We start from the raw sequence: 18,899 nt of genomic DNA, 5'->3' as shown, positions 1-18,899 counted from the left end.
CTCCTCAGGATGACGCTTGTGGGGGGAGAGAGACTGCATGCCTTCGTTTGGAAACCAGGCGTATGCGAGGTGCGTCCATGAAACCCTTCTCCGCCCCGCTCGATGACATCCTGTTCTCGCTGGAGCATGTTGCCGGCGCCTCGGTCCTGCCGCACTGGGACAGGGACCTTGCCGCCGAAATCGGTGCGCATTTTGCCGCCTTTGCAGAAGGACAGCTGGCGCCGCTGAATGAACCGGGTGACCGGCAGGGCTGCCGGCTGGAAAACGGGCGGGTGCGCATGCCGGACGGGTTCGCGACGACCTATGCCGCCTATGCCGAACAAGGCTGGCCAGGGCTGACCGTTCCCGAGGCCTTTGGCGGGCAGGGGCTCGACGCGACAGTTCTCGCAATCACATCCGAGATTTTTTCCGGGGCCAATCACAGCCTGCAGATGGTCACCGGGCTGGTGCCCGGCGCCGTGAGCACGCTTCTGGACTTCGGCACGGAAGACCAGCAGGCGCGCTACCTGCCGGAGTTCGCGTCGGGCGCTGCGCTGGCGACCATGTGCCTGACGGAACCGGAGGCCGGGTCCGACCTGTCTCGTATCCGCTGCCGGGCCGAGCCGGCTGGCGCAATCTGGGCCATCACCGGCGAGAAGATCTTCATCTCCGGCGGTGACCAGGACTTGAGCGAAAAGATCCTTCACCTGGTGCTGGCGCGAACGTCTGATGACGGGCTCAAGGGACTGTCGCTGTTCCTTTGTCCGGGCACGCTCGGAGATGGCAGCCGCAATCAAGTGTCGGTCACCCGGATCGAGGACAAGATGGGGCTGCATGCCTCGCCGACCTGCCAACTCAGCTTCGAGGCTGCCGAAGCGGAGTTGGTTGGCGAAGAGGGCGCCGGGCTGAAGGCCATGTTCACGATCATGAACCATGCCCGTGTCGATGTGGCATTGCAGGGTATTGCCCATGCCGCCCGCGCAGGTGACATCGCGCGCAGCTACGCCGCGGAGCGGGTCCAGGGACGCGGCGCTGATGGCGCCGCCGCCACCCTTGACGGACATGCGGACGTACGGCGCATGCTCGACGAGATCGATACGCTGGCACTGGGCGGTCGTGCCCTTGCCCATCTGACGCTGGTCACGATTGAAGAGGGAAAGGACCCGGCGCTCGCGGAATTTCTGAAGCCGGTTGCGAAGGTCTATTGCACCGAAGCCGGCATGCGTGCCACGGAGCTCGGCATGCAGGTCCTCGGCGGCTACGGGTACCTGAAGGAATATCATCTGGAACAGGCCTATCGTGACGCGCGGATTACTTCGATTTATGAAGGCGCCAACGGAATACACGAACGCGCAGTCGCAACGCGGCTCCTCTCTGCTGACGCGGGCCGGGCTTTCACGACGTTCCTGAAACGGACCTGCTCGGGGCCCGACAGGGAGCATCTCCGGCTTGTGGACCTATTGCGCGGCTGGGAGGCGGCGCGTGACCAGGTTCTGGCAGGCGATCATCCTGCGGCACTGGCCCACGCGTTCATGAAGGTGACCTGCGATACGCTTCTGCCGATCCTGTGGGCGCGCATGGCGGAGACGGCAGACCATCATCCGGACCCGGCACGGATCAGGCGTCTGGCGGAGAAGGTTCTGGCACCGAAGGGGGTGTTGTCGGCGGTGTGAGCGGAAGTTCGATGACCTTCTGTTGTCGTCATCCCATGGCTTGACCATGGGATCCATGCCGCTTCTTTTCTATTTGCAACGCCTTTCTGAAGGACAGGGTCACGGAATGGATTGCCGGATCAAGTCCGGCAATGACGAAGGCGATGAAAGGGTGTTGACGGAACTGCCGAACCGGCAATTCGAAGGCAAGTTCACCACATGGTCGGTGTCACTCCTGGCGACTGAAGGGAGACCCGGGGCCAACTCCTTTCCAGGGCTATTGAAGGTTTTGGAGAGCTTCTTGAAAGGTCCCAGATCTTAAGCAAGCTGACTTGCGAGTAGGCCCCGGATCTCCGCTGCGCTGCGTCCGGGGTGACACTGTATGAGTGGATGAGGTTTTGGTTTTAGTGGTGTTGCGGGGCACTCACCCTTCCCATTCCCCGCCAGCTGACGCATGCTGGCCAAAAGAAAACAAAAGGCTTTCCGGATGCACCCGCTCAATCTCGATCAGCTGAGAGCGTTTCTGGCCGTTGTCCGCCACGGCGGGGTCAACAAGGCGGCGCATATTCTTCATCTCACCCAGCCTGCGGTGACCTCGCGTCTGAAGCGCCTTGAGGAGACACTGGGAACCGAACTGTTTGAACGTTCACCCGGCCGTCTAAAACTGACCAAGCGCGGCGAATTGCTGCAAACCTTCGCCGAACAGTTCGAGCGCCTCTCCGACAAGGTGGAGGAGACCGTTGTCGCAAAGGGAGGCATTGACCGGCACCTGCGCATCGGTGCGTCGGAAACCATTGCCCAATGCTGGCTGCCGGACCTGGTGGCGGAGCTGCGGAGCGAATATCCGAACCTGATCGTGGAAATCAATGTCGATATCTCGGTCAATCTGAGAGCGGCCCTGATGGATCGCGAGATCGACCTGGCACTGCTGCTCGGGCCGGTTTCGGAATACTCGGTCGACAATGTCGAACTGCCCGGATTTGAACTTGCCTGGTATGTGCAGGCGGGCACCGGAACAGAAGACGGTGCGGCGTTGCTCAGGGAGAAGCCGGTGATCACCTATGCCCGGCACACGCGGCCCTATCGGGAGTTGAAGACACTGCTGCAGGAGAGGGTCGCGACGGATGTGCAGATGTTTCCTTCGTCTTCCCTTTCGGCCTGTTTCCGGTTGGTTGAGGCCGGGCTGGGCGTGGCGGCCCTGCCAAAGGTGCTGGCACAGCCTTATGTGGAGGCTGGCCGGATTGAGGAATTTGCCCCTGGATGGGTGCCGGAAGCGTTGAGGTTCTCGGCCAGCTATCTTGGCGATCCGCGCAGTCATGTCGTTGCGGCTGCCGCACAAAAGGCGCGCGAGGTTGCCGACGCCTATTCAGGATATAAAGATCCTTTATAGTTTTTCTTAAAAAACTTCAATTTGAGTTTATAGCTCCTGTGCGGGACGCTTCTCTTAATGGAGGAGTAAGCCCGTGTTGCAGAATTATGATGCCCTTCGGCTGGAACCGATCGACGCAGTCCGTGCACAGATCAGAAGCGGCGGTTACACCGCGCACACGGCCGGCCTGGGGCGCAATCTGCTGCAGGCCAATCTCGCCATCATTCCCGAACAATATGCGCTTGATTTCATGCGATTTTGCCAGCGCAATCCCAAGCCCTGTCCGCTGATCGGCGCGTCCGATACCGGCAACCCGATCCTGTTCACCCTTGGCCAGAACATCGACATCCGCACTGATGTGCCGGCCTACAATATCTATCGGGACGGCCAGCTGGAGCGCTCGGTGACGGAGCTTGTCGACCTGTGGTCGGACGATCTGGTGGCCTTTGCGCTCGGCTGTTCCTTCACCTTTGAACACGCGCTGATCGAGGCGGGTTTCGACCTCTGGCACATTACCAACAATGTCACCGTGCCGATGTTTCGCTCCAGCCTGGAAACCATTCCGGCGGGCCCTTTTCGCGGGCCGACGGTAGTCTCCATGCGCATGATCCCGAATGAGCGGGTCGAGGAAGCCATCGCGATTTCGGCACGTTTTCCGCTGGCACACGGGGCTCCCGTGCATGCGGGAGACCCCGCCGTCATCGGTATCTCAAACCTCCAGGAACCGGATTGGGGGGACAGGGTGCCGGTGCCGGCGGGGCATACGCCGGTGTTCTGGGCCTGCGGTGTCACGCCCCAGGCCGTCATACAACAGGCCGCCCTGCCGCTGCTGATCACGCACAAACCCGGTCACATGCTGATCACGGATATCCCGGACACGGCCGAAATTCCAATCATAACAAGCAATAACGTGCCAAAATAAAACCTTCACGGAGTGGAACCAATGAAAAAGATCCTGCTTTCCCTTATGGCCTCGGTGGCCGTTTCTTCCCCGGCGCTCGCCGAAGAGCTTTCGGTGGTCGGCAGCTGGTCCAGCCTGCCTTTGCACAAGGAATACGAGGCCCCCTTCTGGCAGAACAAGCTGCCGGAGGCTTCGGGCGGCGCCATCACCACCAATGTCACCACCCACAACCAGATGAACCTTGGGGTCGGCGAAGTCTTTCGTCTGCTGGGCCAGGGCGTCTTTGACGTCGGAATGACCGTTGGGGACTATGCGGTTGCCGATGCGCCGGAGCTGGAAGGTCTGGATGTGCCGCTGGTTGCCATGAGTGCGGACAAGGCTCAGCAGGCGGTCGAAGCCGCCCGGCCGATGGTCGAGGAGATCTTTGAAAAGCGCTTCAATGCCAAGGTTCTGGCCATTGCGCCCTATCCGCCGCAGGTTGTCTTCTGCAACGCCGAAATCGGCTCGCTGGAAGACCTGAAAGGCAAGAAGATCCGGGCGTCCGGGCGCATGACCGCCAAATTCCTCGAGGCGCTCGGGGCCGAGGGCATCACCGTTTCCTTTTCCGAAGTGCCCGGTGCGCTGCAGAAGGGCGTGGTCGACTGCGCCGTGACCGGTGCCGGCTCCGGCTACAGCGCCGGCTGGTGGGAAGTCTCCACCCATCTGCTGCCGATCCCGCTGGGCGGTTGGGACCCGGTGGTGACAGCAATCAATCTCGACAAGTGGAACTCGCTCAGCGATGAGACCAGGACCCTGATCGAAACCGAAATTGCCACCCAGTTCGAGGCTCCGGCCTGGGCGACGGCCGAAGGCGCCCTCGCCAACGACATTGCCTGCCTGACCGGCAAGGGCGATTGCGCCTCCGGCGACAAGCGCAGCATGGTGCTTGTCGAGGCCAGCGACGGTGACATCGAGCGGGCCCGCGAGATCCTGCAGAGCCAGGTTCTGCCGGAATGGGCAGAGCGTGCCGGTGGCGACTGGGCTGCCCGCTGGAACGACAGCGTCGGCCAGGTCGTCGGCGTCTCGATTGAGACGAACTAACGGACAGGAGAGGTCGAGGTGGCGGAGTTGCTCTTATCAATCCTGGCGCGGATCAACCGGGCAATCGCGATTGCCGTCGGTGTGGTGTTTCTCACCTGCGCAGGGCTTGTTCTCATTGATATCGTGCTCCGTCAGCTCGGCGCATCCATCGGCGGAACCGACGAGATTTCCGGATATGTGATGGCGATCGGCACAGCCTGGGGCATGGCCTACGGCCTGACGGAACTGTCCCATATCCGGATCGATTTCCTGCGCCGCTCGGTCGGTCTGCCGAAATGGCGGGCGGTGCTGGACCTTCTGTCGATATTTACACTCGCGAGCACGATCTCCGTAGTCGCACTGAAATGCTGGCCGGTGGTGGAAACCACCTTGCGCAACAATTCCACGGCAAACACACCCCTGGAAACCCCGCTGATGCTGGTGCAACTGCCCTGGTTTGCCGGTTGGGTGTGGTTTGCGACTGCGGCCTGGCTCACCTTTGTTGCCGCGCTGGCCCTGATCGTGAAAGGCGAATTCACCAAGTCCGAACAGGCCATTGGTGCATTTCCGGAAGGGGAGGTAGCCTGATGCTGTCCTTTGTCTCCATCGGCCTGCTCGGCCTTCTGACCCTGTCCATCCCGGTTGGAATCGTACTTTTCCTGCTCGGCTTCGGTGTCGACCAGTTCTTCAGCCCCTTTCCGCTGACGCGCGGTCTCGGGTCCATGGTCTGGTCGACCTCGGAAAACGCGGCGCTGATTGCCATTCCGTTCTTCGTGCTCTTGGGCGAAATCCTCGTGCGCACCGGGATTGCGGCCCGGACCTATTCCGCGCTGGATCGCTGGGTGTCCTGGCTGCCGGGCGGGCTGGTGCATGCCAATGTGGCAACTGCCACCATGTTCTCCGCAACGTCCGGCTCGTCCGTGGCCACGGCAGCCACGGTGGCAACGGTTGCCATGCCTCAGGCCGACCGGCTCGGTTATGATCCGAAACTCTTCTCCGGCGCCATTGCCGCCGGTGGCACGCTCGGCATCATGATCCCGCCGTCGATCAACCTGATCGTCTACGGCTTTCTCACCCAGACCTCGATCCCGCAGCTGTTCCTCGCCGGACTGGTGCCGGGGATATTGCTGGCACTCGGCTTCATCGTGGTGACGGCCCTTGTGTGCATGGTCCGGCCGCAGCTTGGCGGGGCACGGCGCACCTTTCCGATCATGGAAATGCTGCGCGGCCTGGCGGACCTGCTGCCGATCATCCTCCTCTTCAGTGCCATCATCGGCTCGATCTACAAGGGATGGGCGACCCCGACCGAAGCAGCCTCCGTCGGGGTCGCCGGGGCGCTGGGGATCGCGGCCCTGTTCGGCGGCCTCAACCTGCGCATGATCTATGAAGCCATTCTGGGCACAGTGAAGGTCACCTCGATGATCATGCTGGTGGTGATCGGCGCGTCCTTCCTCAACTTCACACTGTCCGCCGCTGGCCTGTCCGGTGAGCTGCGCGGGTTCCTGGAAGGGCTCGGGCTCAATCCGCTGGCGACGCTGCTTGTCATTGTCGCGATGTATATCGTGCTCGGCTTCTTTATCGAGACGCTGTCGCTGATGGTGATCACGATCCCGATCGTCGTGCCGATTGTCATCGCCCTTGGTTACGACCCGATCTGGTTTGGCATCCTGATGATCGTGCTGATCGAGATGGCACTGATCACACCACCGGTCGGCCTCAACCTGTTCGTGGTCCAGGGCGCGCGCCGGGGCGGATCCATCGCCGAGGTCATGCTGGGGGCAACGCCTTACGTGCTGGCCATGCTGGCCATGGTGGTCGCACTGATCGCCGCGCCCGAAATCGCGCTCTACTTGCCGGCTGCCATGCGTTAGCGATCATCCTCCTGTTCTCCCCAGACCCTTGCCGGCCGGGCAGCCCTCTGCCCGGCCGGTCCTTTTTCAGGCAGGGGCAAGTCAATTGGCCGGTGCCGCGCTGGCAAAGAGGGCGTCGATGGCCTTGCGGGTTCCCGGGCCGATGACGCCGTCAATGCCGCTCTGGTAGAGGCCTTCGTCTGCAAGCACCCGCTGGAACTCGAGACGAAGCGGTTTGGGCCAATACTTGAAGGACGTGGTTACGTGATCGTGCAGGTAGCGATCGCCCCGGCGGAGGCCAGCTGCCAGGAACGCAGCCACTTCCGGTGCTTCTAGACCTTTTTCCTCCGGATCGTAGAGCCCGACCAGCATGCGCACGGAATTGGCGTTGCCGGTGCTGGCAGCCATCCTGTGACCGTTGATGTCCCTGAAGCGTTTTTCGCTGTCATCCAGCTCCTCTTCCGCGAGCCATTTCGACAGGGCTTCGCGGGCGGTCGGGCCGATCTTGCCGAGAGCATCATCGCGCGCCCTTGCCAGCCGCTTGCGCGTTTCCGGCGAGAGCCAGACCGCGTGTTCGGGCAGAATGCCATCAAGGGATTTGATCGCCAGCCGCGCTTCGCCCCATTGCGCGGCTGAATAAGCGAGCGAGTCGATGATGCATTCCGCATCGGTATCCGAGCTGCAGTATTCCGTGTTCAGAGCATTTTCGACGGCTTTGGCGACGCTTTCCGTCGCGCCCCAGCCGAACTTGTAGCTGCCGGCTGCCTTGCGCCACTCTTCGACCTGCTGCTTGTGGTCTTCGGAGGCCGGCTGCCAGCCACCGCGGGTTTTGTGGTCCCTGGCAGACGCGATCTCTCGCACCCGCGCAGCCTCCTCGGTTTCGCCAGCCTCCTCCAGCTGAACGGCCAGTTCCCGCAGCATCGGAGGCAGGTCGGTGGCCACCGTGCCTTTCAGGATCAGGTCTTCTGCGTCTGCAAACTTGTTCTGGCGCATCAGATGCCGGGCAGCGACCTTGACGGTTCTGCTGAAGTGGTTGTCGATGGACTGGTACCAGGTGTCCCATTCTTCGTCGTCACGCGTCTCCAGCGTCGCCAGCGCCTTGCTGGTATTGCCGGCCAGGATGTGCAGCAAGAGATCGGTCATGCGGCTGTAGTCGGTTTCGTCGTTGGACAGGTTGATCACCTGTTTCCGGGCACGGCTGATCCCGTCGCGGTTGCCGATGGGCAGCGAAAGCCTGGCCACGGCGACCGAATTGTTCCATTCGCCAAGCGGATTGAACGGGTTTCCGCCATTGTCGCGTATGACTTTCAAAGCCTTCCTGGATTGGGTAAGCGCCGCCAGGGCTTCATGACTGTCCGGTTTGCGCCGCAGGATCTTTCTGGCAAGGGGTTGCCAGTCTTCGGGGGGACGGAAGGTGAGTATCGCATCCCGAAGCTCGATTTCCTTGAAGTAGAGATAGTCGCTGTTCCATTGCCGGTGAGCGAAATAGGGATCCTTGCTGTTCTCTGCCAGGGACAGGCGGACCAGATCGGAGACGGTGTATTTGTCGTCGGTCAAGAGCTCCTTCGGCAGCTTCTCCAGCATGGTCAGGGTGGCTGCCGGAAAAAAATCAGCCAGCACATCCAGTGCTGCGACAAGGTCGTCGAGATAGTCCTCCGGATCGTCAAAGTCGGAATAGGCCTCGACAAGCCCGACGAGGTCGCCGACATCGGCAAGGTTATCCCGCAGTCTTTCCGAGGCGCTGCCGGGATCATAGTCATAGGAATGTGTTTCGCTGTTCTGGCGCGCGAGTTCCCTGGCCTCAGCCGCGATCTCCTCGTTCCCCACCTGGTCGGCGTTTCTGGCGATCGTATCGAAGAGGTCCGTCTTTTTCGGTTCCGAATAGTCGTTTTCAGGCGGCACATCCGGGAACTCCCGGGCAGCTGCGATTGCCCTGCGAAAGAGATCCGTCTCGTTTGCAAGCATCTGTTCGTTCAGCCGGGAGATTTCCTTGGTAATGGCTTCTGCATTCGTGGCCTCCGGCACCATGACCAGGTAAAGCCGGAACAGCAGGGCTGCCTTGATCGTGTTGCCGTTTCGGGCGTTTGCCAATGCGTAGTTGAAGACAACGCTCGGATTGGATTCCGTTTCCGAGTTGACCAGGCCGATCACTTCAACCGCTTTTTCGAAATCGCCGGCCCTGGCGGCATCCAGGCCTCTTTGATATTCCGCCTTCCAGTCCCTGAGGTCCGCCCAAGCCGGCTGGCAACAAGTGGCACAAGCTGCTGCGAACAGGATCAAGAACCGTTTCATCACGACACCTATTGTTGGGCCTGGACGATTTCCTCTGCAGTCTCGAACGGATCAGTCATGAATTCCGCCCAGGCGGCATATTCCGCGGCATTGAGCCGGTCCCGGATGACCTTCCAGGGCGGGCGAAGGTTCGGATCGTGGCGGACCAGAACATTCGCGTCGTGGCGGGTCTCCTTCAGGTCGCGCCAGGTGTCTTCCAGCCGGTTTTCAAACTCCGACAGAAGAAAGACCTCGCCCGTCGGCGTGTACTCTCCGGCCAGACCGATCGCGTGATAATAGGCAAAGGTTGCGGCATCGTCGTCGAGCAGCGCGCCTGGACTTAAATGGTCGATGGCGCCTTGATAGTCACCCGTGCCCATCTTGATAAAGGCCTCGGTCAAGGTCTGTATGTCGGAGCCGGTTCCGGCCCGTTCCAGGACCCGTTCCCTGAAGTCGTCCCAGGCTGCGAGGCCCTCGACATATTGCAGCGCTGCACGCCGGTCGGGGTCGGCGCCGGGATCGGAATAGAGCGAACGGGCCTGCATCAATCGTTCGCGTTCGTCGTCACTCAGAAGCTCATAGGCTCCGCTGTTCAGGAGCGAGGCATATTCTCGGACATAATGCAGGGGATCCGGCGGCGGACAGATCAGCTTGCCGCAATTCTGGTTCCAGTCGAGATAGAGGTCCGCCTGGGCGAGACCGGAGACAATGCCGTAGGCCTCCAGAGCGGACGGATCATCGGGGTCTATCTGGTAACTTGCCGCGAGAAAATCGGCGGCTGTCTGGTAGTCGCCGTCCATCCAGGCATTGATGCCCTTCTTGTAACGGGCATTGCCCAGTTTGGAGATGGCCAGATGGCCCTGGTGCAATCCTTTCAGATAGAGCAGCGCATCGCGTGCCGCCCTGTCATCCGGGTTGTTCCGAAGCGTTTTTTCCAGATCCCTGATGCTCTCCGCCCAGTCGCCCCGGCCGGCCTCCAGCGCATCCAGGAGATGGTTGGCCTTCCGGCTCGGCATGATGGCGTCGGCGTCGAGAAAACTCAGTCCCGTGTCGGAGGAGAGGGCCGGCGCATCAGACGAGGCTTTTGTCGCGGCAGCTTCTATCCTGCTCTGGCTCCGTCCCGCCTCCCTTTGCAGTTCGGCAAGCGCCGAGAATTTGCTGTAACTTGTTTCCAGGTTCGACCGCATGCCGCTGAGCGAGGTATCCGATCCGACATCGGTGCAATCATCGTCATAGCCGCAGAGTTCCAGCGCTTCGTCATAGTAGCTGACAGCAGCGGCATAGTCCTTGTCCGTCTCGGCCTTGTCGGCATTGGCAAGGGCCATGTTCCAGCGATGAACCTTGCAGCTGCCGCCTGCCTTCTGGCAATAGTCCAGGGCAGCCGAACAATGCCTGATCAGCGTCTTGATGCGTTCATCGTTGAAATAGAGAACGTCGAAGGCTTCCAGGCACTTTTCGTTTTCCTGCGACGCCTTGCGGCGCCAGTTTGCAATCTGCTTCTGCCGACGGATCTTCTTCCTCTGGCTCGCGCTTGGGCGCATCTTGCGCGGCCCGGTGCTGGGCTGCGTCTTGGAGCGCTTCATCTGTTCGTGCTGGTAGCTGTAGGAGCCGCCGCCATAGTCATAGTCGTCATAGGTCGGAGGCGTGTAGGTGTCACAAAAGGCGACACAGACCCCGTCGCCGACATCCGGAACCTGGGCCGATACAGGCAGGGAGCAGGCGAAGATTACGGTCGCCGTCAGGCCCATGTGCCGAAGCACGCTTGCGAAAGAAAAACCCGGATTTTTGCGCAGGTCTTGCCGGCCCCTCACCAGCTGGTGAGAGATGCAGTTCAGAAAGCTTCCAACAGAATGACGCGTCATAGTCAGACAGGCAGCAACGCCCGCTCCCGACCAGAGGATCCTTGAGCCCTGACAGTATACCCTTCGACAGGCCGTGAGGGAATTGTAACAAGTGCCCCAGCGGATGTGAGCATGTGTTGTGTTTTGAAAAATTGAGCGCTCTGGATGGTGTCGGGCCGATCCAGCGAGAGCTTCCGTTGTGTCTCACCCGGTTCCACCGGTCCGTTATGACACAGGTCCCTCTTTTCACAATGCTCCGGATTCCGTCCTTTTCAGCCGGGGGTGGTTCACTCGGGCGTTGATTGTCGCTTCAAAAGCGGTCATAGCGGGGGCACGCGGCCGGTCCACGCCGCATCGAATGACGGAACAAAGGTGTTAAAGCGAATGCTCGCGAAATTCGGACGGCGGATTGCCTACAAGATCAGGCGCAAACTTGGCCTCAAGGCGATCGTCCTCAATGGCATCAAGCTGACCACCGACCCACAGGAGGTGCCGCTCGGTGTGCGCAAGCAGCTGCTGCAGAAACAATATGAAGACCAGGAATTTGTGCTGGTGCGCGAGGCGCTCTCGCCCGATGACAAGGTGTTGGAGGCCGGTGCCGGTATCGGTTTCATCGGCATTGCCTGTGCCAGGATCTGTGGCCAGGACAGCATCCTGTCCTATGAGCCCAATCCGGCGATGAAGCCGGTGATCGAAAAGAATTATGCCTTGAACGGCATGCAGGCCAATCTGAGAAGCAAGGTGCTGTCGACAACGACTGGCGAAGTCGAATTCTTCTTTTCCGAAGGCGTCCTGTCCTCCTCCCTGGTCGACCGCAAGCATGGCGGCGCCACCAGGGTCCAGTCGGATGCCATTGCCGATGTGGTCGAAGCCTACGGCCCGACGGCGCTGGTCATCGATGTGGAAGGGGCCGAGATCGATCTGCTGCGCGGTTGCGATCTTGGCGGCATCGGAAAGATCATCATCGAGATGCACCCGCACATCGTTGGCGAGGACAAGATCGAGGATCTGCTTGCCTATCTTGCCGGCAAGGGGTTCTCCGTCAGGAACCGGCTTGGCAAAAGCTACTATCTCGCAAAGTAACGCGCTGACCGCTGCGGCCGGGAGTGCCGGCCGCAGGGTAATTTGACAATCAGGCGCCGAAAATATCGGCGGTGATGCCGTTGTACCAGCCGACAGATTCCTCATAGGTCGCCTGGCGCAGCGCGGCGTCCTCGCCGGTCTGGGAGATGAATTTCGACGTCGAGGCGATCTTTTCCTCGTTCGGTGCATATTGGGCACCGACTTTCACGCCGTCATTGGTCTCTATCAGGCTCCAGCAGGTATTGGAGTATTTCGCCGGGAACACCTTTGATCCGGTCAGGTCGCCGCGGATCGCCATGGCCGCAACCTTGGCCTGGCTGTTGGCGGAGAAGCCGGATTTCGGCATGTCACCGGCAATCGAGGCATCGCCGATGACGAAGATGTTCTCGTCGGCCTTGGAGCGCATCGATTTCGGGTCGATCGGGCAGAACCCGCTGTCATTCGCAAGGCCTGCCTTGGCCGCGATCATGCCTGCCTTCTGTGCCGGAATGACATTGACCAGATCGCCCTTGAACGTGTCGAAATCCGTCTCGACTTCGCCGGTCGACGGATTGACGCTCTTGATGCCGCCATGCACGTCCGGGCCATACCATTCGATCATGCCCGGATAGTGTTTTTCCCAGCCTTCGGTGAAGAGCGCCTGTTTGGAGAATTTCGGTTTCGGATCCAGGATGACGATCTTGGAGTCGTTGAAGCCTTTTTCCTTCAGGATATGGGCCATCATGGAGACGCGCTCGTAAGGTCCCGGCGGGCAGCGATAGGGGTTCGGCGGTGCCACCATCACGATCTGCTGGCCGTTTTCGATGGCATCCAGCTTGGCTTTGAGCAGCTGGGTCTGCGGGCCGGCCTTCCAGGAATGAGGCATGATTTCCGCAGCTTCTTCGGAATAACCGGGGACGCTGTCATAGATCAGATCAATGCCGGGCGCGACGAGCAGACGGTCGTAGGGCACTTTCGAGCCGTCGGCCATCACTACGACCTTGGCGTCGCGGTCGACCGCGTCGGCCATGCCATTGACGATGGAGATGCCATAGTTCGAGGCCAGCTTGTCATAGCCATGCGTGATGGAATCGAAATCCCGGTAGCCACCGAGATAGAGATTGGAGAAAAAACAGGTGGTGTAGAGCGGGTTCGCCTCGATCAGCGTGACATCCATGTCGTCGCCGGCATCCTTGGCCATGTAACGGGCGGCCGTGGCCCCGCCGGCCCCGCCACCTATGACAACCGCGCGCGGCTTGCCCTGCGCGCGGGCGTAATAGGGCATTGCCAGGGTGGTGGCACCGGCGCCGAGCAGCAGTCCGAAGCCGCGACGTGACAGATTTGGCATTTCCTTCCTCCCATTCAGGCAGCGCGGCAGGAGGGTTCCGTCAGATCCGCGTCATTGCGGATCGAGAGAGCCGAAGTAAGCCGCAAGTGCTGCGATTTCCTCGTTGCCGAGATTGACGGTCATGTTCTGCATGACCTGATGTGACCGGACATTGGTCTTGTAATCGAACAGCGCCCGGATGAAGGGCTCCTTGGGCCAGCCGATGATCGACGGAATGCCGTCGGCACGGCCGGAGATCTGGTGGCAGGTGACACATTCGCTGGAGAGATATTCGCCATATTCCGGATCGCCTTCAAGTTGCATCGCAACCGAGCCGATTTCCGGCCGGTCACCGTTTGCCTTCGTCGGGTCCTCCGCCGGTGCTTCCTGCGACAGGGCCTTCAGATAGGCGATCACATCCGTGCGGTCGCGGCTATCGCCCATGCCCAGATAGGACATGCGCGTGCCGGGCACGTAGGCGCGCGGTTTTTCCAGATACTGATCCAGCGTGAATTCGTTCCAGACGAGACCTTCCGCGCCGAGTTTCTTCATGGCGCTTGAATATTTGAAACCCTCAATGGCGCCTGCCGTGCGCTCGAACAGGCCGTCCAGATGCGGCCCGACACCATTGCGTGCACCGGCCCCGACCTGGTGGCACGCCTTGCAGGCCTTGTAGACCTGCTCGCCGCGCTTTGGATCACCTTCCTGGGCAAAGGCAGATCCAGTCGCCGACAGGCATAAAACCAGAACGCCGACCGTCCGCGTAAACCCTCCAGTGAAAGTCTTGGGCGCGTCCGGCGAAGCCGGATACTGCAATCCGGGACGTCTCATTCCGGGTCCTCCCTTAACCCGTTCAGATCATATTCTGGATCCTGTGTTTTGCCAGGACCTATGCAACCGGTCCTATGGTCTCAGAATGGTATATCCGTCGATGTCCAGTTCCATCAGGGCAACGGCTCCAGCAGGAACAATTTCGACACCTTCCAGCAACTGAATGTCTTTGCCGGTTTTTTTCACCATCGTCTGCAGTGTGTTGTTACAGGCTTCAAAGGAGACGTTTGGCATGCTCTGCACAAAGGAGGTCATGCGTTTTGAGACAGGAGAAGTGTCGGCGCGAAACATGTGGAGTCCCTGGTTGAAAGCAACAACCTTGATGTCGACTTCCTCACCCATGTCTGTGTAGTGGCGTGCGACATTTGCGGCGACGTTCAGAACGGTGTTCATCTTCTGCGGATCGTTGTCTGTGATCTGCAGGGCGAGCTTGTGAACCTTGTCTTCCGCCAATGCGGTTAAGGTCACCATGGTCAGCGCGGAGAAAGCGATCACCGCTCTTGCAATCAGTCTCATTCTTCCCTCCCATATTGCTACCGCAAAGCGGAACCACGTCAGCTGGCCGGTGACTGCCAATTGTCGCCAGCCACAGGCAGGTGTCAGTCGACGCCTCCGACACCTGCCGCAGCATCGTCATCAACCGATCCCGGCGTAACATCCAGGATGCGTGCTCGCATGGTGATGTCGGCGGCCGGTTTGCAGTCGCTCATGCAAGGTTCCCCCTGCCTGGCATAATGCACTTCCTCTGGACGATCGTCAGCGATGAAGTTCTCCTCGTTCGGCAGCCGCATTTCCAGGAAGTTCTCGTTGGAAAGCTCGAACTCCTCGTCATCGACAATGTCGTTCAGATAAAGCAGATAGGCGGTGATGGCATAGACATCGTCGTCGGAGAGCGAGCGTGCATTGCCATACGGCATGGCTCTTCGGACGTAGTCATAGACCGTCGACAGATAAGGCCAGTAGGAGCCGATCGTCTTCTCCGGACGTTCCTCGGTGAGCGTATCGTGACCGCCTGCGAGAACCGGCCAGCGACCGACCCCTTCGCCGAAGTCGCCATGGCAGACGGCGCAATTGTCCGTATAAAGCGGTTCGCCTTCCGCTACTGTACCTGAGCCGACCGGCAGGCCCTGACCATCCGGGCGGATGTCGATGTCCCAGGCGGCGATCTCGTCGGCCGTGGCCTTTCGGCCGAGGCCAAGGACACCTCCGTCCCGGGTCGTGGAAACAGGGGTTGCCGCTGGTGCTGCGGCGGCCGTCCGGGTGTCTTCTTCAGCGGGCGGTGCGGCAGAGCTTTGCTCTTCACCAGAAGGGGCGGCGCTGGAGAAGGTCGCCAGATAGGCGATCACATTGTCCAGGTCTTCCTGTTTCCTCAGACCGGCAAAGGCCATCTTGGTGCCCTTGATCATGGCCTTGGGCTTTTCCAGATAGGTGGCCGTCGTGGTTGCGTCCCAGACCAGGCCGTCCTCTCCGGCCTTGACCATGGCCTTGGAATATTTGTAGCCCTCAAGCCCGCCGGCTGTCCGGCCGAACAGTTCGTTCAATTGCGGGCCAACCTTGTTCTTCGCGCCGTCTCCAACCGCGTGGCAGGCGGCGCATTTCTTGAAGACCTTCTTGCCTTTTTCAGCATCGCCCGCGAGGGCCAGGCCGGGAAGAGCGGCCAGCGCGGTACCAAGGCACAGTGCTTTAAGAAACTTCGACATTTTCCACCGTTCCGTCTGCTTTGACATGCCAGGTCTGGATGCCGTTGTTGTGGTAGATCGAGTTTTCGCCGCGGGCGGCCCGCAATTCGTTCTTGGTCGGCTGGTAAAAGCCGTTCTCGTCCATGGCGCGGGACTGGATCAAAAGGTCGGATCCGTCCCAGTCGATGTCGAGATAGAAACGATGCAGGGCCTTGGGCAGGCTCGGGCCATCAAGACGCGCGGTCTTCCAGTTGCGGCCGCCGTCGAGCGACACGTCGACGCGGGTGATGCGGCCGTTGCCGGACCAGGCAACGCCTGAAATCACCATCGGCCCCTTGCCGTGAGCGACGGGCGCTTGCGGGCTCGGACTGGTGATGACGGATTTGGCATCCATAACCCAGGTGAAGCGCCGTGCCTTGCCGGTCTCCAGGAGGTCGGTGTATTTGGAGGTCTCTTCCCGCTGGTGCCAGGGCTCGTCGCCAACCTCGATGCGGCGCAGCCACTTGACCCACATGTTGCCTTCCCAGCCGGGCACGACAAGGCGCAGCGGATAGCCCTGTTCGGGGCGCAGGGCCTCGCCGTTCATCTTGAAGGCCACCAGGCAGTCATCAAGCGCCTTTTCCATCGGGATGGAGCGCGTCATGGCCGACGCGTCGGCGCCTTCGGGCATGACCCACTTGGCGCTGGTCTTGATGCCCGCTTCTTCCAGGATCAGCTTCAGCGGCACGCCGGTATACATGACGCAGTGAACCATGCCGTGGGTGTACTGGCAGCCGTTCAGCTGGGAACCGCGCCATTCCATGCCGGAATTGGCGGCACATTCCAGGAAGTAGACCCGGTTCTCGCGCGGGAACCGTTTCAAATCCTCCATGGTGAAAACAAGCGGCGTGTCGACGAGGCCGTTGATCATCAGCCGGTGGTCGGCCGGATTGATTTCTGCAATGCCGCCGTGATGACGTTCGAAACAGAGACCGTTGGGCGTGATGATGCCGTCGAGCTCATGCAACGGGGTGAAATTGACGGAGCTCTCGGTCGAGGCTGTCAGCCATTCCACATCGCGGCGCACGACATGAGCCTCGAATTCCGACGGCGTGCCATAGGGGCGGGCCTGAACGCCGTCACCGAGATAGCGGTTCCAGTCCTGGATCTCGGTAATCAGCGGATCACCCGCGGCCTTCGCCGCTCCGGCGGACCCGGCAACGGCGCCGGCCGCAAGACCGGCCTTGAGAAGAGACCTGCGGGAGAGGGATTGGGGTTGGGAACCCTTGGTATCACTCATGGGTGTGTCCTTAGGATTTCACGTTATTCAAGTCAGCCGGCCAGCTTGACGGACTGGTTGTCCGGCAGCTTCACAACTGGGTTTTTCAGGATGTAGCTCTCGACGACTTCGTCGATGGGCGGGCCTTCTGTTTCTTCATTGACCGAGGCCCAGCCGGTGACGACATAGTCTTTTGCGGGGTCAATGGTCTCGCCCGTTGCCAGCAGCGTCATGCCGGAAATGCGGGAGCCGATATCGGCATTGGGGTCGATCGTGTAGCCCATGCCGCCGACGCGCACCATGTCGCCGCCCTGCTGGTAATAGGGGTCCTTGTTGAAGAGGTTGTCGCCGACATCTTCCAGGATGTCCTTCAGCATCTGGCCGCTCATGGTGGAGCGATAGGCGGCCGGGTAGGTCATCGCGCAGGCGTTGTGCAGGTCCTCGAACGTGATGTCCTGGCCCGGCAGCAGCGAGGTGCCCCATCTGAAACCCGGAGACAGCGCGATCTGGGCGTCGCGCTCTGAAAGCAGCGCCTGGCAGATCAGGTCGTCGAACGTGCCGTTGAAATTGCCACGCCGGTAGAGAAGGCTCTCGGTCCTGCCGAGCACGCGGGCAAGATCGGCCTCATAGGGCGCGCGCACCTCGTCGATCAGCCCGGTCATGTCGGCGTCCGGCGTGATGACTTCGGAGAAGATCGGGATCAGGCGGTAGGCATAGCCTGAGACCTTGCCGTCCTGCACATCCAGATCCACACGCGAGACGAACTTGCCGTTGGAGCCGGAGGCTATCACCAGCGTGTCGTTGACGATCACCGGTTCGGGCAGGGCGTCATGGGTGTGGCCGGTCAGGATGACGTCAATGCCGTCGACGCGGGAAGCCAGCTTGCGGTCGACGTCGAAGCCGTTATGGGAGAGCAGCACCACCACGTCGGCGCCTTCGCCGCGGGCTTCCTCGACATGGGTGGCGATGTCTTCCTCGCGGATGCCGAAGGACCAGCCGGGGATCATCCAGCGCGGATTGGCAATAGGCGTATAGGGGAAGGCCTGGCCGATCACCGCGACCCTGGAACCGCCGCGCTCGAACATCTTCCAGGCTTCGAAGGCCGGTTCGTCCCATTCATTGTCATAGATGTTGGAACCCAGAAAGGCGAAGGGCAGCTCTTCGATCAACTCGTTGACCCGATCGGTGCCATAGGTGAATTCCCAGTGCCCGGTCATGGCGTCCGGTTCGAGGGCGTTCATCACCGTGACCATGTCCTGGCCAAGCGTCTTGTTGGAGGTATAGCTGCCCTGCCAGGTGTCGCCGCCATCGAGAAGGAGGCAATTGTCTGCGCCGCGCTCGGCCCGGATGCGTTTGATCACGGTGGCGACGCGGTCCATGCCGCCCATCCTGCCGTAGGACCTGGCCAGCGACACGAAGTCTTCAGAGGTCAGGGCGTAGGCGTCGGGCGTGCCGGGCTGGATGTCGTAGAGTTTCAGGAAATCAGCACCTGTCACATGCGGCGGTTTGCCGGTGACGTCGCCGATGCCGAGATTGATGGAGGGCTCGCGGAAATAGAGCGGCTTCAACTGGGCGTGGATGTCGGTGATGTGGATCAGCGTCAGCTGGCCCGCCGGTTCCATTGCCAGCAGCTGGTCTTCGGTCAGCGTCTGCTGCGCCATCAGCCGCGACCAGGACCCGGCCATGCCGGAGCCCAAAAGGGCGCTTGTCGCGGTTGCCGCCATCAGGAACTCACGTCTTGAGAACATTCCCGGTCACTCCACTCCGTTCAAGGCACGCCGCTCCGAGGTTTTTGATCGGAGCATCTCGGGTGCCGTTCA

General features: G+C 60.8%; 15 protein-coding genes. 7 read left to right on the top strand and 8 right to left on the bottom strand.

The window, feature by feature from the left end:
- The first annotated feature begins 77 nt into the window (after positions 1-77).
- The 6 genes from CHH27_RS14190 to CHH27_RS14160 all read left to right on the top strand — a co-directional run bounded on the left by CHH27_RS14190 (position 78) and on the right by CHH27_RS14160 (position 6,831).
- Positions 78-1,652 carry an acyl-CoA dehydrogenase family protein gene (locus CHH27_RS14190; RefSeq protein WP_094072172.1) on the top strand — a complete coding sequence of 525 codons (1,575 nt, stop codon included), beginning with the start codon at positions 78-80 and terminating at the stop codon, positions 1,650-1,652.
- Positions 1,653-2,118: 466 nt separating this feature from the next.
- On the top strand, positions 2,119-3,021 hold the full coding sequence (locus CHH27_RS14180) for a LysR family transcriptional regulator (RefSeq protein ID WP_094074748.1): 903 nt from the start codon (positions 2,119-2,121) through the stop codon (positions 3,019-3,021).
- 73 nt (positions 3,022-3,094) lie between these two features.
- Positions 3,095-3,922: a putative hydro-lyase gene (locus CHH27_RS14175; protein ID WP_094072170.1), complete on the top strand. Its 828-nt coding sequence runs from the start codon at positions 3,095-3,097 to the stop codon at positions 3,920-3,922.
- A 21-nt stretch (positions 3,923-3,943) separates the two neighbouring features.
- A complete protein-coding gene (locus CHH27_RS14170; RefSeq protein ID WP_094072169.1) occupies positions 3,944-4,981 on the top strand; it encodes a TRAP transporter substrate-binding protein in 1,038 nt (345 codons plus the stop codon).
- An 18-nt stretch (positions 4,982-4,999) separates the two neighbouring features.
- Positions 5,000-5,548 carry a TRAP transporter small permease subunit gene (locus tag CHH27_RS14165; protein WP_094072168.1) on the top strand — a complete coding sequence of 183 codons (549 nt, stop codon included), beginning with the start codon at positions 5,000-5,002 and terminating at the stop codon, positions 5,546-5,548.
- Positions 5,548-6,831 carry a TRAP transporter large permease gene (locus tag CHH27_RS14160; RefSeq protein WP_094072167.1) on the top strand — a complete coding sequence of 428 codons (1,284 nt, stop codon included), beginning with the start codon at positions 5,548-5,550 and terminating at the stop codon, positions 6,829-6,831. Before CHH27_RS14165 ends, CHH27_RS14160 begins: the two co-directional genes overlap by 1 nt.
- An 81-nt stretch (positions 6,832-6,912) precedes the next feature.
- On the opposite strand, the gene CHH27_RS14155 is transcribed toward CHH27_RS14160, so the two are convergent.
- Both CHH27_RS14155 and CHH27_RS14150 read right to left on the bottom strand, forming a co-directional pair.
- Positions 6,913-9,102, bottom strand: coding sequence for a hypothetical protein (locus CHH27_RS14155; RefSeq protein ID WP_157738931.1), 2,190 nt, complete (start codon positions 9,100-9,102; stop codon positions 6,913-6,915).
- Positions 9,103-9,110: 8 nt separating this feature from the next.
- Positions 9,111-10,829 carry a hypothetical protein gene (locus CHH27_RS14150; protein WP_157738930.1) on the bottom strand — a complete coding sequence of 573 codons (1,719 nt, stop codon included), beginning with the start codon at positions 10,827-10,829 and terminating at the stop codon, positions 9,111-9,113.
- A 477-nt stretch (positions 10,830-11,306) separates the two neighbouring features.
- Between CHH27_RS14150 and CHH27_RS14145 the strand changes: the two genes are divergently transcribed.
- Positions 11,307-12,005 carry an FkbM family methyltransferase gene (locus CHH27_RS14145; protein WP_094072164.1) on the top strand — a complete coding sequence of 233 codons (699 nt, stop codon included), beginning with the start codon at positions 11,307-11,309 and terminating at the stop codon, positions 12,003-12,005.
- A 49-nt stretch (positions 12,006-12,054) separates the two neighbouring features.
- Here CHH27_RS14145 and CHH27_RS14140 read toward each other — a convergent pair whose 3' ends face one another.
- The 6 genes from CHH27_RS14140 to soxB all read right to left on the bottom strand — a co-directional run bounded on the left by CHH27_RS14140 (position 12,055) and on the right by soxB (position 18,827).
- Positions 12,055-13,332 carry an NAD(P)/FAD-dependent oxidoreductase gene (locus tag CHH27_RS14140; RefSeq protein WP_094072163.1) on the bottom strand — a complete coding sequence of 426 codons (1,278 nt, stop codon included), beginning with the start codon at positions 13,330-13,332 and terminating at the stop codon, positions 12,055-12,057.
- Between the two features lie 51 nt (positions 13,333-13,383).
- On the bottom strand, positions 13,384-14,142 hold the full coding sequence (locus tag CHH27_RS14135; protein ID WP_094072162.1) for a c-type cytochrome: 759 nt from the start codon (positions 14,140-14,142) through the stop codon (positions 13,384-13,386).
- A 72-nt stretch (positions 14,143-14,214) separates the two neighbouring features.
- The gene (locus tag CHH27_RS14130) at positions 14,215-14,658 is read right to left on the bottom strand and encodes a DsrE family protein (protein WP_208988217.1); all 444 of its coding nucleotides are present in this window, start codon (positions 14,656-14,658) and stop codon (positions 14,215-14,217) included.
- Positions 14,659-14,741: 83 nt separating this feature from the next.
- Complete coding sequence (locus CHH27_RS14125) at positions 14,742-15,842, bottom strand: c-type cytochrome (RefSeq protein ID WP_094072161.1); 1,101 nt, start codon at positions 15,840-15,842, stop codon at positions 14,742-14,744.
- Positions 15,826-17,100, bottom strand: a complete 1,275-nt coding sequence (gene soxC, locus CHH27_RS14120; RefSeq protein WP_094072160.1) for a sulfite dehydrogenase — start codon at positions 17,098-17,100, stop codon at positions 15,826-15,828. The genes CHH27_RS14125 and soxC overlap by 17 nt, the downstream gene beginning before the upstream one ends.
- A gap of 32 nt (positions 17,101-17,132) precedes the next feature.
- Complete coding sequence (gene soxB / locus CHH27_RS14115; RefSeq protein WP_094072159.1) at positions 17,133-18,827, bottom strand: thiosulfohydrolase SoxB; 1,695 nt, start codon at positions 18,825-18,827, stop codon at positions 17,133-17,135.
- Positions 18,828-18,899: the final 72 nt, after the last annotated feature.

The organism is Labrenzia sp. VG12, assembly GCF_002237595.1.
Classification (GTDB): domain Bacteria; phylum Pseudomonadota; class Alphaproteobacteria; order Rhizobiales; family Stappiaceae; genus Roseibium.
This window is presented reverse-complemented; position numbering and strand designations above follow the sequence as displayed.

Coding starts and splice junctions, on each gene's coding strand:
- CHH27_RS14190 (WP_094072172.1), top strand. CDS start 78: ATGAAACCCTTCTCCGCCCCGCTCGATGACATCCTGTTCTCGCTGGAG.
- CHH27_RS14180 (WP_094074748.1), top strand. CDS start 2,119: ATGCACCCGCTCAATCTCGATCAGCTGAGAGCGTTTCTGGCCGTTGTC.
- CHH27_RS14170 (WP_094072169.1), top strand. CDS start 3,944: ATGAAAAAGATCCTGCTTTCCCTTATGGCCTCGGTGGCCGTTTCTTCC.
- CHH27_RS14160 (WP_094072167.1), top strand. CDS start 5,548: ATGCTGTCCTTTGTCTCCATCGGCCTGCTCGGCCTTCTGACCCTGTCC.
- CHH27_RS14155 (WP_157738931.1), bottom strand. CDS start 9,102: ATGAAACGGTTCTTGATCCTGTTCGCAGCAGCTTGTGCCACTTGTTGC.
- CHH27_RS14150 (WP_157738930.1), bottom strand. CDS start 10,829: ATGGGCCTGACGGCGACCGTAATCTTCGCCTGCTCCCTGCCTGTATCG.
- CHH27_RS14145 (WP_094072164.1), top strand. CDS start 11,307: ATGCTCGCGAAATTCGGACGGCGGATTGCCTACAAGATCAGGCGCAAA.
- CHH27_RS14140 (WP_094072163.1), bottom strand. CDS start 13,332: ATGCCAAATCTGTCACGTCGCGGCTTCGGACTGCTGCTCGGCGCCGGT.
- CHH27_RS14135 (WP_094072162.1), bottom strand. CDS start 14,142: ATGAGACGTCCCGGATTGCAGTATCCGGCTTCGCCGGACGCGCCCAAG.
- CHH27_RS14130 (WP_208988217.1), bottom strand. CDS start 14,658: ATGAGACTGATTGCAAGAGCGGTGATCGCTTTCTCCGCGCTGACCATG.
- CHH27_RS14125 (WP_094072161.1), bottom strand. CDS start 15,842: ATGTCGAAGTTTCTTAAAGCACTGTGCCTTGGTACCGCGCTGGCCGCT.
- soxC (WP_094072160.1), bottom strand. CDS start 17,100: ATGAGTGATACCAAGGGTTCCCAACCCCAATCCCTCTCCCGCAGGTCT.
- soxB (WP_094072159.1), bottom strand. CDS start 18,827: ATGTTCTCAAGACGTGAGTTCCTGATGGCGGCAACCGCGACAAGCGCC.